14 protein-coding genes are annotated in these 15,741 nt (G+C 36.4%); 8 read left to right on the forward strand and 6 right to left on the reverse strand.

Annotated elements, in window-relative coordinates; translation table 11 throughout:
- Positions 1–10: 10 nt before the first annotated feature.
- The 7 genes from trhO to L1967_RS02545 all read left to right on the forward strand — a co-directional run bounded on the left by trhO (position 11) and on the right by L1967_RS02545 (position 7,257).
- Positions 11–1,042, forward strand: coding sequence for an oxygen-dependent tRNA uridine(34) hydroxylase TrhO (gene trhO / locus L1967_RS02515; protein ID WP_249600138.1), 1,032 nt, complete (start codon positions 11–13; stop codon positions 1,040–1,042).
- 216 nt (positions 1,043–1,258) lie between these two features.
- Positions 1,259–2,428, forward strand: a complete 1,170-nt coding sequence (locus tag L1967_RS02520) for a PSP1 domain-containing protein (protein ID WP_249600139.1) — start codon at positions 1,259–1,261, stop codon at positions 2,426–2,428.
- On the forward strand, positions 2,418–2,909 hold the full coding sequence (locus L1967_RS02525) for a gliding motility lipoprotein GldH (RefSeq protein WP_249600140.1): 492 nt from the start codon (positions 2,418–2,420) through the stop codon (positions 2,907–2,909). Before L1967_RS02520 ends, L1967_RS02525 begins: the two co-directional genes overlap by 11 nt.
- A gap of 5 nt (positions 2,910–2,914) precedes the next feature.
- Positions 2,915–5,236, forward strand: a complete 2,322-nt coding sequence (locus L1967_RS02530; RefSeq protein ID WP_249600141.1) for a penicillin-binding protein 1A — start codon at positions 2,915–2,917, stop codon at positions 5,234–5,236.
- Between the two features lie 199 nt (positions 5,237–5,435).
- Positions 5,436–6,134, forward strand: a complete 699-nt coding sequence (locus L1967_RS02535) for a CoA transferase subunit A (RefSeq protein ID WP_249600142.1) — start codon at positions 5,436–5,438, stop codon at positions 6,132–6,134.
- A 31-nt stretch (positions 6,135–6,165) separates the two neighbouring features.
- Positions 6,166–6,519 carry a four helix bundle protein gene (locus L1967_RS02540; protein ID WP_249600143.1) on the forward strand — a complete coding sequence of 118 codons (354 nt, stop codon included), beginning with the start codon at positions 6,166–6,168 and terminating at the stop codon, positions 6,517–6,519.
- An 84-nt stretch (positions 6,520–6,603) separates the two neighbouring features.
- Complete coding sequence (locus L1967_RS02545; protein ID WP_249600144.1) at positions 6,604–7,257, forward strand: CoA transferase subunit B; 654 nt, start codon at positions 6,604–6,606, stop codon at positions 7,255–7,257.
- Here the strand turns inward: L1967_RS02545 and L1967_RS02550 are convergent.
- Both L1967_RS02550 and L1967_RS02555 read right to left on the reverse strand, forming a co-directional pair.
- Entirely contained in the window at positions 7,252–7,974 is a 723-nt protein-coding gene (locus L1967_RS02550) for a 3'-5' exonuclease (RefSeq protein ID WP_249600145.1), read from the reverse strand. The genes L1967_RS02545 and L1967_RS02550 overlap by 6 nt on opposite strands.
- A 90-nt stretch (positions 7,975–8,064) precedes the next feature.
- The gene (locus L1967_RS02555; protein WP_249600146.1) at positions 8,065–8,892 is read right to left on the reverse strand and encodes an ankyrin repeat domain-containing protein; all 828 of its coding nucleotides are present in this window, start codon (positions 8,890–8,892) and stop codon (positions 8,065–8,067) included.
- Positions 8,893–9,072: 180 nt separating this feature from the next.
- Between L1967_RS02555 and L1967_RS02560 the strand changes: the two genes are divergently transcribed.
- Entirely contained in the window at positions 9,073–10,983 is a 1,911-nt protein-coding gene (locus L1967_RS02560; protein WP_249600147.1) for a S9 family peptidase, read from the forward strand.
- Between the two features lie 252 nt (positions 10,984–11,235).
- On the opposite strand, the gene L1967_RS02565 is transcribed toward L1967_RS02560, so the two are convergent.
- From L1967_RS02565 to L1967_RS02580, 4 genes are all read right to left on the reverse strand, one after another.
- A complete protein-coding gene (locus L1967_RS02565) occupies positions 11,236–12,948 on the reverse strand; it encodes a DUF4153 domain-containing protein (RefSeq protein WP_249600148.1) in 1,713 nt (570 codons plus the stop codon).
- A gap of 3 nt (positions 12,949–12,951) precedes the next feature.
- Entirely contained in the window at positions 12,952–14,097 is a 1,146-nt protein-coding gene (locus L1967_RS02570) for a serine hydrolase domain-containing protein (protein ID WP_249600149.1), read from the reverse strand.
- A 66-nt stretch (positions 14,098–14,163) separates the two neighbouring features.
- Positions 14,164–14,643, reverse strand: coding sequence for a methylated-DNA--[protein]-cysteine S-methyltransferase (locus L1967_RS02575; protein ID WP_249600150.1), 480 nt, complete (start codon positions 14,641–14,643; stop codon positions 14,164–14,166).
- The gene (locus tag L1967_RS02580; protein ID WP_249600151.1) at positions 14,591–15,730 is read right to left on the reverse strand and encodes a CNNM domain-containing protein; all 1,140 of its coding nucleotides are present in this window, start codon (positions 15,728–15,730) and stop codon (positions 14,591–14,593) included. Before L1967_RS02580 ends, L1967_RS02575 begins: the two co-directional genes overlap by 53 nt.
- Positions 15,731–15,741: the final 11 nt, after the last annotated feature.

Here is a 15,741-nt window from a genome sequence, read left to right on the forward strand (position 1 = left end):
TTAGTATAGCATGCAACTGTACAATAAACTAAGCGCTAAAGAAAGAGAAGCATTAATCGAGGAAGCCGGTGAAGACAGGCTTACGCTCTCTTTTTATGCCTACGCAAAAATAGGCAATCCTAAACTTTTTAGAGATCATCTTTTTGTAGCCTGGAATTCGATGGATGTTCTGGGAAGAATCTATGTAGCCCACGAAGGGATAAATGCCCAGCTTTCTGTTCCTGCAAAAAGGTTTAACGAGTTTAAAGAATTTATAGATAACATTTACTTTTTAGAAGGATGCCGACTTAACATTGCGATCGAGCAGGATTCTAAATCGTTCCTTAAACTAAAGGTAAAAGTCCGCGATAAAATTGTAGCTGATGGGTTGAATGATGCAAGCTTCGATGTGACCAATAAGGGTATTCATGTAGATGCTGCGACTTTTAATAAACTATTAGAAGATCCCAATACAGTTTGTGTAGATATGAGAAACCACTACGAAAGTGAAATTGGTCATTTTCAAGGGGCGGTTACTCCAGATGTGGATACTTTTAGGGATTCTTTGCCAATTATAGAAAAAGATTTAGAAGAGCACAAAGAAGATAAAAACCTGTTGATGTATTGTACCGGAGGTATTCGCTGTGAAAAAGCAAGTGCATATTATAAGCATCGCGGTTTTCAGAATGTGTATCAGTTAGAAGGCGGAATTATAGAATACGCCCGTCAGGTTAAAAATCAACAATTAGAGAATAAATTTATTGGAAAGAACTTTGTGTTCGATCATCGTCGGTCAGAGCGAATTAGCGACGATGTGATTGCACATTGCCACCAATGCGGTAAACCCTGTGACACCCATGTGAATTGCGCAAACGAAGCATGTCACCTGCTTTTTATACAATGTGAAGAATGCGCTATGGAAATGAATAATTGCTGTAGCGAGGATTGTATGAAGGTAAATGCACTGCCCTATGAAGAGCAAAAAGAGCTTAGAAGAGGAAAGCGCAACAGCAATAAAATTTTTAAAAAAGGCCGCTCTGAAGTTTTAAAATATAAGAGTTAAGCCTGCGTTCTAAATGGTGATGCCAATTAATATTGGTATATTTACTTTTTAAGAACGTAATTATGAACCTAAAGGAGCGTAATTAGAAAGCTGAAATTTTGAAATAGACCTTTGAGGTCCCGGGATTTAGAAGTGAGATTGATGGTCGGGATATCGGGTTATTTTTAAAAATAAGATTTGGCTTTTTAGAACTCCTTATCAAGATATATAACATTTATGGCGTGTAGCAGTTGCTCTACCGGTAAAGACGGTAAGCCTAAAGGATGTAAAAATAACGGAACCTGCGGAACAGATAGTTGTAATAAACTTACGGTTTTTGACTGGCTCTCTAATATGTCCCTTCCAAACGGAGTAGAACCTTTTAATTGTGTTGAAGTACGTTTTAAAAACGGCAGAAAACATTTCTTTAAAAATCCCGAAAATCTTAGCCTAAGTATGGGCGATGTGGTCGCTACAGAAGCTTCCCCAGGTCACGATGTTGGGATGGTGAGTCTTACCGGAGAACTGGTAAGAATCCAGATGAAAAAGAAAAAAATCACTCCCGATAGCGACGAAGTTTTAAAAATTTACCGCAAGGCCACCCAAAAGGATATTGAGGTTTGGGAAGAAGCCCGTGCTCGTGAAGAAAAAATTAAAACCCGTGCCAGGGAAATCGCTATTCGATTAAAGCTAAGCATGAAGATTAGCGATATCGAATTTCAGGGGGATGCCTCAAAAGCGACTTTTTATTATACGGCAGATGACCGTGTAGATTTTAGGCAGTTAATCAAAGAATTTGCCCGTGAGTTTAATACGCGTATCGAAATGCGCCAGATAGGACTTCGCCAGGAAGCAGCAAGACTTGGGGGTATTGGTTCTTGTGGTCGTGAATTATGTTGCTCTACCTGGTTAACAGATTTTAGATCTGTAAGTACCAGTGCGGCAAGATATCAGCAATTATCGTTAAACCCGCAAAAACTGGCCGGCCAGTGTGGAAAACTAAAATGTTGCCTTAATTACGAATTAGATACGTATTTGGAATCCCTTAAAACTTTTCCGAAGTCAGATATTAAACTTCATACAAAAAAAGGGACCGCAGTATGCCAGAAAATCGATATTTTTAAAGGCTTTTTATGGTATGCTTACGAGGGTGAATGGATGACGTGGCACAAGCTTACCGTAGATCAGGCAAATCAAATTATTGAAGCGAACAAAAAAAGGGAAGGTGTTGGTAGCCTTGAGGAATTTGAAGTAGAACTTCAAATGGAAGAAGAACAACCAGATTTTAACAATGTTGTTGGTCAGGATAGTTTAACAAGGTTCGATAATCCACATCCTAAAAAGAAACGTAGAAATAAGAAACGAAGAAAGAAAAATAAACCATCTTCCTCGAGAAATGCGAAGTAATTTTATTTTGATTTTAGCCATTTCAGGCCTGTTTTTTTGGAGTTGTGATTCCAAAAGGGTCTATGACGAATATAAATCTGTGAATCAGTGGAATAAAGATTCAATTATTTCGTTTAATATTGGTGAATTAGATTCTTTAAAAGCGTACAATTTATTTATAAATATTAGGAATAACAGCGAATTTAAGTACAGTAACCTGTATTTAATTACTGAAATTCAGTTCCCAAAAGGAAAAGTAATTAGCGATACCTTAGAGTACGAAATGGCGTTACCTAATGGAGAATGGCTTGGTACAGGATTTGGTGATGTAAAAGAAAATAAACTCTGGTATAAAGAGCATGTAAAGTTTACAGAACCAGGAGAGTATCAGGTGAACATAAGGCACGCCATGAGAAAAAATGGTGAGGTAAACGGAATAGAAAATTTAGACGGAATCACAGATGTTGGTTTCAGAATAGAAAAAACTACACAGAATAATTAGAGCAAATGGCTGAATCTCGTAAAAAGCAAACTAAACCTAAGCAAAGTAATCGTAAATATATTATTGGTTTCTGGACCCTTTTTGGTGCTGGGATCCTGGTCGTTATCTTTTTCTTTCTATTGGCAGGATGGGGTGTTTTTGGTAAAATGCCCACTTTTGAAGAATTAGAGAACCCGGAGACGAATCTGGCAACCGAGCTTATTTCTTCAGATGGGGAAACTTTAGGTAAATATTATCGTGAAAATCGTACCCCTATTAAATACGAAGAAATTCCGCAGCATTTAGTGCAGGCACTGGTAGCTACAGAAGATGAACGTTTTTATAAACATGCCGGGATCGATGCACGTGGTACCGTACGTGCAGCGGTTTATCTTGGGTCCAAAGGAGGAGCGAGTACCATTACTCAGCAGTTATCAAAACAGTTATTTACAGAAGATTTTTCTACCGATAATACTTTCGAACGTGTGCTTCAGAAAATGAAAGAATGGGTAATTGCCACTCGTTTAGAAAGACAGTACACCAAGGAAGAGATTGTGACCATGTATTTAAACAAATACGACTTCCTTTATCAGGCGGTAGGGGTACGTTCAGCTTCCCGAATTTATTTTGATAAAGAACCCAAAGACCTTAAAATTGAAGAGTCTGCCGTGTTAGTAGCAATGCTTAAAAATTCAGCATTATACAATCCGGTACGTCGCCCCGATTTAGTAGAGAATCGAAGAAATCAGGTTTTTGTACAGATGTATAAAAATGGTTTTTTAACCGAGCAGCAAAAAGATTCCCTGCAACAAATCGAGATGAAAATCACCTTTTCTCCAGAAGGGCATGATGATGGGATTGCAACCTATTTTAGAGAATATACCAGGCAATTTTTATCAGATTGGATCGATGATAATCCTAAGCCAGATGGTGAAAAGTATAACCTTTATCGCGATGGTCTAAAAGTATACACCAGTATCGATTCTAAAATGCAGGAATATGCTGAAGATGCAGTAACAAAGCATTTATCACATATTCAGCAGGAATTTGATCGCCAGAATAAAAACAATAGAACCGCACCTTTTAGGGATATTGATCAAAGTATGATCGATAATATTATTAACGGTGCCATGAGAAGATCGGCCAGGTATAGCAAAATGAAAAAGGAAGGAAAGTCTGAAGAAGAAATTTTAGCTTCTTTTGATGAACCTCGTGAAATGCGTATTTTCTCCTGGAAAGGGGATATTGATACGACCATGACTCCACGTGACTCAATCCTTTACTATAAATCATTCTTACAGGCCGGTTTAATGTCTATGGATCCTACCACCGGTGAAGTAAAAGCATGGGTTGGTGGTACAAACTTTAAACATTTTAAGTACGATCACGTAAAACAAGGGAAACGCCAGGTAGGTTCAACCTTTAAACCTTTTGTATATGCTACCGCAATCGATCAGCTTAAAATGTCGCCATGTGATACATTGCCATTAAACAGGTTTACCATTCCGGCCGGTAAATATGGTAATATTAAAGACTGGTCCCCAAGAAATTCAGGTGGAGGCAAGGATTCATATTCCGGTATGATGAGCTTAAAAGAAGCTTTGGCAAATTCAGTAAATACGGTTACCGCAAGAGTAATCGATAAAACAACTCCGGGTAACGTAATTAGTCTAATTTCAAAATTAGGAATAGATACAGAAGGTTTCCCAACCGGGCCTGCTATCGCTTTAGGAACAGCAGATATTAGCCTTTACGATATGGTGGCAGCTTACAGTACGTTTGCCAATAAAGGTGTTCGTGTAAAACCGGTGCTTATCACTCGTATCGAAGATAAAAACGGCACTGTTTTATTCCAAAATGTACCAGAGGCTTACGACGTAATGAGTGAAGAAGCGGCTTATGTGACGGTAAATCTTATGGAAGGGGTAACCCGCTACGGTTCTGGTGCGCGCTTAAGAGGAACTTGGGCCAAGGGGAATCCAGCTTATGAAAAAGCAGTTACAGGATATCCTTATGATTTCAAAAATCCAATCGCAGGAAAAACGGGAACTACACAAAACCAAAGTGATGGTTGGTTTATGGGAATGGTGCCCAATTTGGTAACCGGTGTTTGGGTAGGCGCTGAGGATCGTGCGGTGCATTTCCCAGGTATAACTTATGGGCAGGGGGCAACAATGGCCTTACCAGTTTGGGGAATGTATATGAAAAGTGTGTATGCTAACGAAGATTTAAATATTTCTCAGGACGATTTTGAAAGACCGGAGAATTTATCGATTTCGGTAGATTGCGCTACTTACGGAAAATCAAATAATCCAGATAGCGGAGTAGTAGAAGAACTGGATTTCTAAAAATATCTACAAGGTTTTACCTTAGATTATTTACGACAACTACAAGCTCAGATTGGTATTCGATCTGGGCTTTTTTATGCTTTGTTCGGAAAAGAAAAGCAGTAGCTAAGAATAGTCAAATTCCGTATTTTATTAAGGACTTTCTAAAATATTGCAATTATCTTGAAATTTCTCTATTTTTAAAGGAAAATAGCAATCAATGATTAGTAAAACGGTAAATAGTGTTACTGAAGCTTTAGAAGGCGTTCACGATGGGATGACATTTATGCTTGGTGGTTTTGGATTAAGTGGAATACCAGAGAATGCCATTTCAGAATTAGTACGATTAAACATTAAAAATTTAACCTGTATTTCCAATAATGCCGGTGTTGACGATTTTGGACTCGGACTTTTACTTCAGAAGAAGCAAATCGATAAAATGGTTTCTTCTTATGTAGGCGAAAATGCTGAATTTGAACGACAAATGTTAAGCGAAGAGCTGGAAGTAGAATTGATTCCGCAGGGAACATTAGCAGCAAGATGCCAGGCAGCCCAGCAGGGATTTCCGGCAATTTATACCCCTGCCGGTTATGGAACCGAGGTTGCCCTGGGCAAAGAAACCAGAGAATTCGATGGGAAAATGTATGTTTTAGAAGAAGCTTTTAAAGCCGATTTTGCGTTTATCAAAGCCTGGAAAGGAGATAAAGCAGGGAATTTAATTTTTAAAGGAACAGCCAGAAACTTTAATCCGGTGATGTGCGGTGCTGCAAAAGTTACGGTGGTTGAGGTAGAAGAACTGGTAGAACCCGGTGAACTGGATCCTAATTTTATTCACATTCCGGGAATTTTTGTACAACGCATTTTTGAAGGCAAAAATTACGAAAAACGAATCGAGAAAAGAACGGTAAGAGAAAGATAGTATGATGATTTGAAAATTAATCAATTTGAAAATGAGGAATGATAAGCCAAATATAATTGTAGATAAAACCTTCAATTTTTCTTTAATTATCATTGAATTTTCAGAAGAATTAAAAGCAGATCACAAATATGAAATGTCCTCTCAGCTATTTAGAAGTGGAACTTCAATAGGAGCAAATACCTGGGAAGCACAGAATGCAGAGAGTAAAAAAGATTTTATTCATAAATTGAAGATAGCTTCAAAAGAAGCTGATGAAACCTTTTATTGGCTTAAGTTATGTAAAGCTTCAAATCATTATCCCAATCCTCCAGATTTTTTGATGAAGGAAATAGAGGTAATCATTAAGATTTTATCAAAGATTGTAGCATCCAGTAAGAAAATCTAATTATCAAATTTTAAAATTTTCAAATTAAAAGAGAGGATAATTTAATTGTCAAATTATCACATCATCAAATCAACACATTAAACTATGTTAGACAAAAACGGAATAGCACAACGTATCGCCAAAGAGGTAAAAGATGGGTTTTATGTAAACCTGGGGATTGGAATCCCTACTTTGGTAGCCAATTTTGTGCGTGATGATATACAGGTAGAATTTCAGAGTGAAAACGGGATTTTGGGTATGGGCCCTTTTCCGTTAGAAGGCGAAGAAGATGCCGATTTGATTAATGCGGGCAAACAAACCATTACCGCGCTGCCGGGAGCGAGTTTCTTTGATTCGGCTTTAAGTTTTGGGATGATTCGCGGGAAGCATGTAGATCTTACGATTTTAGGTGCTATGGAAGTGGCCGAAAATGGAGATATCGCCAACTGGAAAATTCCGGGGAAAATGGTAAAAGGTATGGGTGGCGCTATGGATTTGGTGGCTTCTGCAGAGAATATCATCGTGGCCATGATGCATACCAATAAAGCGGGCGAATCGAAATTGCTTAAAAAATGTACGCTTCCTTTAACCGGGGTAGGTTGTGTTACCAAAATTGTGACTAATCTGGCCGTGATTGAAGTAACCGAGGACGGATTTAAACTTTTAGAACGGGCACCGGGCGTAAGTGTAGACGAAATTAAAGCTGCTACGGAAGGAAAGCTGATTGTTGAGGGAGAAATTCCAGAGATGAAATTATAAAGAAACAGTGCTGATTTCTGAATCTTTTAAAAGGGCTTCCTGTTTTAAACGTAAAAGGATTTGCGCGATCGCGACAACATCGCGTTCGCAATAGCTGATAATGCGTTGCAAATCATTTTCGGTATAAAAAACCTCATACACCTGCGACCCTTCAATGTCGTTTTTTGGAGAAGGAATGCCAAGTACATTGGTAAGTAGTTTGAGTGAGGTAAAATGTTTATAATCACCAAAACGCCAAAGTTCCATGGTGTCGAGATGCGGAATTTCCCAGGGTTTTTTGCCCATATTGCTTAATTTCTCGGGCAGTTTCAGGTTATGGATAATCATTCTTCGGGCAATAAAGGGGAAGTCAAATTCTTTCCCGTTATGGGCGCAAAGCAAATGATAAGGTTTATTGAAATGTTCATCTAAAAGATTGCCGAAATCATTTAAAACCGACTTCTCTTCACCTGAAAAAGTTTTAAGTCGGAAATCACGAGTACCTTCTTTCAAACTTAAAAAACCAACTGAAATACATACAATCTTACCAAATTCGGCCCAAATTCCTGCTCGTGGGTAAAACTCATCTGGAGAGTGCTCGTCTTTCCTGATATATTTTGTTTTTTCAGCCCAGAGTTGCTGCTTCACGTCATCTAAATCTTCAAAAGAAGCATGTTCTGGAACGGTTTCGATATCCAGAAATAAAATATGCTCTAAGTTGAGTTTTTGAAGTTCCATAAAAATTGAAATTCAGTATTTTAAATTACAATTTTATTACCGTACTTTCAAAAATAGACTCGTTATTTACCGATTATGGTTAATTGCAGTTTATTGAAATAAGGCGATTAAATCTTTATTTTTAGTATCGAGAGCAATGTCGTAAGCTGTTTTTTGGTTTTTAATACCAGTTATTGTGGTATCTACTTCAGGATAGCTTAAAAGTTGCGCCACAATTTCTGTTTTTTCAAATAAAGTAGCAATCATAAGGGCTGTGTACTGGTTAGTGGTGAATTCGGTAGGGCTCAAATTAGGGTTATTCTCATCAGGAACAGCTCTAATATTCATGTCTGCTCCATTTTTATGAAGTAGTGAAATTAAATCGGGTTTAGAAAAATAAGAAGCCAAAATAAGCGAGCAAGCCCCATCTTTATCTCTTAAATCTGGGTTCATTCCGCTGTCTAGTAATTTTTTAAAAAGAAGTATATTTTCATCGTTTTTTTCAACCAAAAAAGCAGTCAGTACATTTAGCGGTTCCGGGTTTTTAATCATCTTTTTCTCTATAGACGCATCAAAACCGTTATTCAGCAATAAATTGCCCATTTTAGTGTTCTCGCTTTCCAAAGCCCAGTGCATTACAGTTCCATATTTAGAGATATAATTAATATCGGCTCCTTTTTTCAGTAGAAAATCAGTGATTTCTTCGTTATTTTTTGAAACAGCATTAAATAATAATGGTGTTCCGAAGTCGGAATGATTAGGGTCAAAATGCGTTTTTTTGAATACCTTTTTAAAAGCCGCTGTAGAGTCATTTTTAATTAAATATTCTAATCTTTTATGTGTTTTGTCAAATTCGGAATGACCTATCTTTTTGGTACTCCCGGTTTTACAAGCCGTAATAGTGATGATGAGTAAAAAGAATATATGTTTTAGGGACATCAGTAAAAATTTATGCGAACAAAAGTATTCTTTTATAATGATTGAATGGCCTATTTATAGGTAGTTTTTGAGTTTTATAGCAAATGCGATATTTTAAATTCTTTAAAGAGAATTCGCAAACTAAGGCTTAAATTTGTACGACATACACTTTACCTCTAAATAGAGAAAATTATAAAACTTATGAAGAAATTAATGCTGGTTATGAGCTTAGTAATTAGTGGTCCGCTTGTATTTGGGCAACAAAAAATGACGCCGGAAAAGTTATGGCAGGTAGAACGAATTAGTGTTTTAGGACTCGATAAAAATGGGGAACAGTTATTCTATAAAGTTTCGATCCCTAATATCGAAGAGAACGATTTTACGTCTAAATATTACCAAATTCCTGCTGAAGGTGGCACCGCAAAGGAGATTAGCAAAGAAGAAGTTGCTGTAGCAAGTGATAGAAATATTTCTCCCAATGGGGAATACCAACTTTTTAATAAAGAAGTTCATATTGAAGATGTACAATCCAAAGATATTTATAAGAATTTAGACAAGTCTGATGCCTATGTATATTCAGATTTAGATATTCGTCATTGGGACACCTGGCAAAACGGAAATTACTCGCATGTATTCTATAAAAAAGTTGGGGAAGAAGACAGTGAAGGAATAGATATTATGCCTAATGAACCTTATTACACTCCGCAGAAACCATTTGGAGGGGAAGAGGATTACTGTTGGGCTCCAGACGGTAAAAGTATTTATTACGTATCTAAAAAGCTAAAAGGTAAAGATTACGCGATAAGCACAAATACCGATATTTATAAATACAATTTGGAAACAAAAGAAACCGAAAATATCACTGGGGAGAATAAAGGATATGATACCAATCCTGCTTTTTCTTCTGAAGGTGCTTTAGCCTGGTTGCAAATGAAAGAAGATGGGTATGAAGCAGATAAAAATGATATTGTCGTTTTAGAAAATGGCGTAAAACAAAACCTAACGGCCAATTGGGACGGAACAGTAAATAGCTTTTTATGGGCTAAAAACGGAGAAGAAATTTATTTCACCGCTCCGGTTGATGGTACCATCCAGTTATTCAAAGTAAATTATCCGGGGAAAAAACGAGTTGCTTCGGTAGTAGAACAGCTTTCTGAAGGACAATTTGATGTTACCGGTATTGTTGCCGAAAAGAAAAAAGAACTTTTGGTTACCCGAACCGATATGAATCATGCTGCAGAAGTGTTTCGCTTCAACTTAAAGAAGAAAACTTTTGAGCAGCTGACAAATGTAAATACCGAATTGTATGCAGCTTTAGACCTTCCGAAGGTAGAAAAACGATATGTAAGCACTACCGATGGCAAAAAAATGTTAGTGTGGGTTATTTTGCCTCCTAATTTTGATGCTTCTAAAAAATATCCAACTTTATTATATGCGCAGGGAGGCCCACAATCTCCTTTATCACAATTTTATTCTTTTCGATGGAATTTTCAGGTCATGGCCTCGCAAGGCTATATTGTAGTAGCGCCAAACCGTAGGGGAATGCAGGGACATGGTGTAGAATGGAACGAAGAAATTAGTAAAGACTGGGGCGGCCAGGTAATGGACGATTATTTATCGGCTATCGATGAAGTTGCTAAAGAATCCTATGTAGATAATGACCGCTTAGGAGCTGTAGGAGCAAGTTACGGTGGATATTCAGTATTTTATTTAGCCGGAATTCATAATAACCGATTTAAAACATTTATTGCACACGATGGTGTTTTTGATACGCGAAGCATGTATGGAACTACGGAAGAATTGTTTTTTGTAAACCATGATTTTGGAGGTCCGTATTGGGAAAAAGAGAATGCCGATGCACAAAAGGCCTATAACGAGTTTAACCCGATTACGAAAGTAGCCAATTGGGATACGCCTATTTTAATCTATCAGGGCGGTAAAGATTATCGTGTACCGATAGAGCAAGGTTTAGGTGCTTATCAAGCCGCACAATTGCTTGGTTTAAAAAGTAGATTGGTGTATTTTCCAGATGAAAACCACTGGGTGTTGCAGCCACAAAACGCTTTGGTTTGGCAAAACGAGTTTTTTAAATGGTTAAAAGAAACCCTTTAAATCAAATAAAATCGATTTGAAAAGGCCTTGCAATTTTAATTGCAAGGCCTTTTTTTATTGGCACCGCCAAAAGCGTATAATATCCACTTAAAAATGAACTCTGAATTGTAAAAATTGAATTTAATTTAAGATGATGCTGGAGGCTGAGTGAAATCTTTGCAAAAGATTTTGTACCGAAGCTTCCATTTCGATATAAATTTGGCCCGAAAATACACTCAAAATATCTGGACTAATAGAAATTAAGTTAAAAGATTAATGCAGTCTCATTAGTATATAACCATCAATATTATTGAATTTAACGTCGTTATTTTCTATATTTCCATTTATAGCATTAATGATCAGTTTAAATTCACCAAATTCATTTGTTATAGTATATTCAAAACTTTCTACAGGCGCACTACTTAGGTAATCATAGAGCTTAATTTTTTTTCTGATATCTTTTTTGAGGTTGAATTTGAATAATTGTTTATCGGAACCTTTGAATATTATATATTGGTCCTCAACTTGCAGTAAATAGCCTGATTTTGGATTTTTATTTAAAGAAATCTCTACAAATTTTTCATAATCACTAATATCGATTTCCCTTCTTTTATTAATGTTTTGTAAGTAAAAATAATTCGTGTTGGAATTTATAGATTTACTATAATTCTTTTCCCCGTAAATGGAGTCTAATATCAAGCTGCCAGAGTTGTAAGCTGAAGTAATATAATTGGTTTTAAAACCTAAATCATCATCGATAAGATATAATTCATTCCTTTCTTTCAGGTATCTGGAAATATTTAAAAATCGATCGACTTCCTGCCGAGAAAGATTCGATTTTTTAGTTTTCTCAATTAAACTTAAAAGTTCTTTGCTCTGGGCATTTGTAGAGATTTTGAAGGCATTCCATGGCCCAGAAATACTTAATATACAAAGTATAAAGAAGCTAATAACTATAATCGATAAGCGTTTTTTCTTACTTATTAAAATGTAAATACTTATTCCTAAAATCCAAAGTGCGATAATAAGTAAAAAGTATCTGTTCTCTGTAAAATTATATTCTAGTACCCTAGTGAAAATAGCTACAAAAAGTAAAATAAATAAGGGAAATAAAGAGAAATAAAAGAATGGATAAAATTTATTTACTATTAAGTCCGGATGCTTTTCTCTAATGGGTTCAATAATTATATGAATTATAAAACCAGCAACTGAAAGAATTGTTATCAAGTAAGAAACCCAACCTTGAGGAAGTTCCCAGGTGATTAAAATTTTTAGGGAATAGGCATAAACGATTACCAGGTACAATAGAACGATAGGGATAAGAATGTATTTTATCAATACATCTAATGCTTTAGAATAATAGAGTTGTTGCGTATGATGTATTGCAGTTGGAAAATCGGATAAATAGATAAAGGTATTTATGATACCAAGGCAAATAACAAATAAATCGCCATAAATTTCATCTCTGATATTTATTGAAAATAAATTTTCAATAGCTAATAACGCCAAAGATAATCCCAAATAAATGATTCCTGAAAATACAACACTTCTGGAAATGGCAATAATTATTCTTTGTAAATAATTCCAGTAATCTAATTTATTCCAACGGCTGGTAAACGGTGCAAAGAAGATTAAAATATGTCCAGAAATTAATAAAATGAACCATCTGGTATAAGTTATACTTGTTGAGTTTTCATAATCAGGAAAGCTAATATAATAGAGTAGTAATCCTAATAATGCTAATACACGTATGGCCCAACTGACTGATTTATTAGAAAAACTCTCATTTAAAAATCGGATTCCTATAAGCCAGCTAACTCCTAAGATCAAAACTAAAGTTTCAGCATAGAAAGTTGTAAATATATTGGCATCAGTTTCTACTAAACCAATTATATAAATGCTCCCCAGTATTACCCATACTAAGGTTAAAGGAAATCGCCGAAAGGCAATATTCATTTTACCAGGTAGCTCTTTAAAATAGCTCATTATTTAATTTTTTAGCATCTTATAAGCCTCATCGATATATCGATAAAAATCGGGGCTATGTTTGTCCTCTCCGTTGCGTTTTAAAAGGCCCTGACCTAAACGAACAATAATTAGATCATCTTCAGGAATTACAATAATGTACTGCCCTAAAATACCACGCATATAGAAGATTTTCTTGTCTTTATAATCACTAAGCCAAAGTCCGTATCCGTAATACGGAGTGTCCTCGAATCTTGGATTTTTCATGGTTCGAACAAAAGAAGGGTTTATAAGTCGTTGCCCGTTCCATTGTCCATTTTGTTTAAAAAGCTTCCCGAATTTTGCAAAATCCCTAGCGTTGCTGGCAATACAACAATAGGCTTTTTCCATACCGCTTTCCTGGCTATCTAATTGCCATAGGGCATCGCTTTGCATTCCCAGTGGTTGCCAGAAGCTTTCACTTAAATAGTCAGATAAGGTTTTATTGGTCGCTTCTTCTAAAACCATGGCTAAAAGTTCTGTATTTCCGCTTAGGTATTTAAATTTTTTGCCGGGTGTTTTTACCACTTTAAGGTCTAAAATTATTTTTCGAATATCATCATCAAAATAGGCTTTGGCTGTTTGACCAAAAGGGTTATAATAGCTTTCGTCCCAATTAAGTCCTGAAGACATCGACGCTAAATCGCCTACGGTTAACCGAATGTCATACTGCGGAAAAAAATGACTTACAGGCTCATTAATACTGGTGATATAGCCATCCCGAATAGCTTTTCCCAAAAGTGCAACCACCACACTTTTGGCCATGGAAAATGAATTGGTTTTGCTTTTTGCTGAATATTGATCGTAATAGTTCTCATACCAGATGCTATCGTTTTTAATGATCAAAAAAGCAGCCGTATGAAGTTCTTTGTTGAGGTTTTCTAAAGAGTCGGTTGCTTTAACCGAATTATAATTTTTGCTTTCTGGCCACGGTTGTGAGTTTAAACTATCAGCTTTAATTACACGATTATCAAATTCAGGATAATCATCGATATACGCGGTTTTATGACCTTTAAGATAGGTAACCTTTATGCCTTTTAAGATATAATCATAATCGAATATATAAAGCAGCGCAATAAGCAGGATCAAAATACTGAGAACGTATTTTAGAAAGCGTAAAAATTTCTTCATAGCCTAAAATTAAGGATTCTGAAGAAATAAAACCTAGCTTAAACTTTAAATACTATCAAAATTCGTCTAAAATAAACTTTGCTGTGGTGAAGGGCTCTCTAATTCCAATAACCATTTCTTGCGGTGTAATCCACCGGCATAACCGGTAAGCGAACCATCACTACCAATTACACGGTGACAGGGTACCACAATCCAAAGCGGATTTTTACCGTTAGCTGATGCGACTGCTCTTATCGCTTTAGGATCACCCAGCTTTTTAGAAAGTTCCATATACGAACTGGTTTTTCCAAAAGGAATCTCTAATAAGGCTTTCCATACTTTTTTCTGAAAAGGGGTGCCTTCCGGATTCATTTTAAAATCAAAATATTTTCGTCTTTTCAGAAAATATTCCTGCAATTGGGTCTTGGCCTGAAGTACGCACTCCGGAAGCTCCTGGCTTTCCTGAAATTCTATATTTTTCTCCTGAATTTTTATTTCAGAAACTCCGTCGTTATTACCCTTTATACTGGCTGTTCCCAGAGGAGTCTTCAGATACGTTGTCTTCATTTTGTAATTCTTCAGGTTGTGCTTCTTCGCGACGTTGGATTAATCCCAGGCGTTTTGCCCGTCGTTCCCAACTTTTACGGGCAAGCTTTTGCATATCTTCAATACTGTCACTTTCGTCCATAATTTCCAGACCTAAAAGTGTTTCAATAATATCTTCCATAGTGACCAGGCCAACTACATTTCCAAATTCGTCGGTCACGATAGAAATATGGGTTCGTTTTCTAATAAAGATATCAAAAAGATCGGGGATAGGCACTTCAGAGGTGGTCACAAAGATCTCACGTTTTAAAGCTTCCAGTTTCACTTGTCCGTTTTGCTTTATCATTTCTTCCAGCAAATCGTCCTTTAAAATAAAACCGGTGATATTATTAGATTTCTCTTTATATACCGGGATTCTGGAAAATTTTAAATTTTTATGGGATTGGTGAAATTCTTCAATGCTCTTAGACTCATCTTCTGTAATTGCTACAGAAAATGGCGTCATGATATCTTTGGCCTCTACCGATTTAAAGACCAGCATATTTTTAATCACAGTGCTTTCGTTCTCTTCAAAAACACCTTCTTCTTCAGCAGCTTCGGTAATTGCTGCAAACTCTTCCCGACTCATGGTATTCACCTTGGCCGATTTGCCAATAAGTCGTGTTGTTAACATGAGTAGCCATAAGAGACCGGTATATTTTATTGGAGCGATCATTAATCTAAGGGCGTTCGCAGTAAAGGCACCCATTTTATCCCAGTATGTGGCTCCTAGTGTTTTTGGGATAATTTCAGAAAGTATTAAAATTCCTAATGTTAATAATCCCGAAACTATACCTACAGCGTTGCTGCCATCCCCATAGGTTTTTTCGGCTTGTACGCCTACTAATATAGAACCTACGGTGTGGGCGACCGTATTTATGGTTAAAATGGCAATTAAAGGCTTATCGATATCTTTTTTAAAATTCGCCAAAACCTCAGCATAATGTTTACCCTCTTGTTTCTTTATTTTTATATAGGCCGGGGTAAAACTTAGAAGTGCAGCTTCTAAAATAGAGCACATAAAGGAAAAAAATATCGAAAATGTGGCAAAAAGCAGGAGTAATCCCATTAGTGTTCTTT

It is taken from the genome of Zunongwangia pacifica (genome assembly GCF_023499215.1).
GTDB lineage: Bacteria > Bacteroidota > Bacteroidia > Flavobacteriales > Flavobacteriaceae > Zunongwangia > Zunongwangia pacifica.

What these genes read in the sequence shown, in the direction of transcription:
- trhO (WP_249600138.1), top strand. Translation starts at nt 11, where the DNA reads ATGCAACTGTACAATAAACTAAGCGCTAAAGAAAGAGAAGCATTAATC.
- L1967_RS02520 (WP_249600139.1), top strand. Translation starts at nt 1,259, where the DNA reads ATGGCGTGTAGCAGTTGCTCTACCGGTAAAGACGGTAAGCCTAAAGGA.
- L1967_RS02525 (WP_249600140.1), top strand. Translation starts at nt 2,418, where the DNA reads ATGCGAAGTAATTTTATTTTGATTTTAGCCATTTCAGGCCTGTTTTTT.
- L1967_RS02530 (WP_249600141.1), top strand. Translation starts at nt 2,915, where the DNA reads ATGGCTGAATCTCGTAAAAAGCAAACTAAACCTAAGCAAAGTAATCGT.
- L1967_RS02535 (WP_249600142.1), top strand. Translation starts at nt 5,436, where the DNA reads ATGATTAGTAAAACGGTAAATAGTGTTACTGAAGCTTTAGAAGGCGTT.
- L1967_RS02540 (WP_249600143.1), top strand. Translation starts at nt 6,166, where the DNA reads ATGAGGAATGATAAGCCAAATATAATTGTAGATAAAACCTTCAATTTT.
- L1967_RS02545 (WP_249600144.1), top strand. Translation starts at nt 6,604, where the DNA reads ATGTTAGACAAAAACGGAATAGCACAACGTATCGCCAAAGAGGTAAAA.
- L1967_RS02550 (WP_249600145.1), bottom strand. Translation starts at nt 7,974, where the DNA reads ATGGAACTTCAAAAACTCAACTTAGAGCATATTTTATTTCTGGATATC.
- L1967_RS02555 (WP_249600146.1), bottom strand. Translation starts at nt 8,892, where the DNA reads ATGTCCCTAAAACATATATTCTTTTTACTCATCATCACTATTACGGCT.
- L1967_RS02560 (WP_249600147.1), top strand. Translation starts at nt 9,073, where the DNA reads ATGAAGAAATTAATGCTGGTTATGAGCTTAGTAATTAGTGGTCCGCTT.
- L1967_RS02565 (WP_249600148.1), bottom strand. Translation starts at nt 12,948, where the DNA reads ATGAGCTATTTTAAAGAGCTACCTGGTAAAATGAATATTGCCTTTCGG.
- L1967_RS02570 (WP_249600149.1), bottom strand. Translation starts at nt 14,097, where the DNA reads ATGAAGAAATTTTTACGCTTTCTAAAATACGTTCTCAGTATTTTGATC.
- L1967_RS02575 (WP_249600150.1), bottom strand. Translation starts at nt 14,643, where the DNA reads ATGAAGACAACGTATCTGAAGACTCCTCTGGGAACAGCCAGTATAAAG.
- L1967_RS02580 (WP_249600151.1), bottom strand. Translation starts at nt 15,730, where the DNA reads ATGGGATTACTCCTGCTTTTTGCCACATTTTCGATATTTTTTTCCTTT.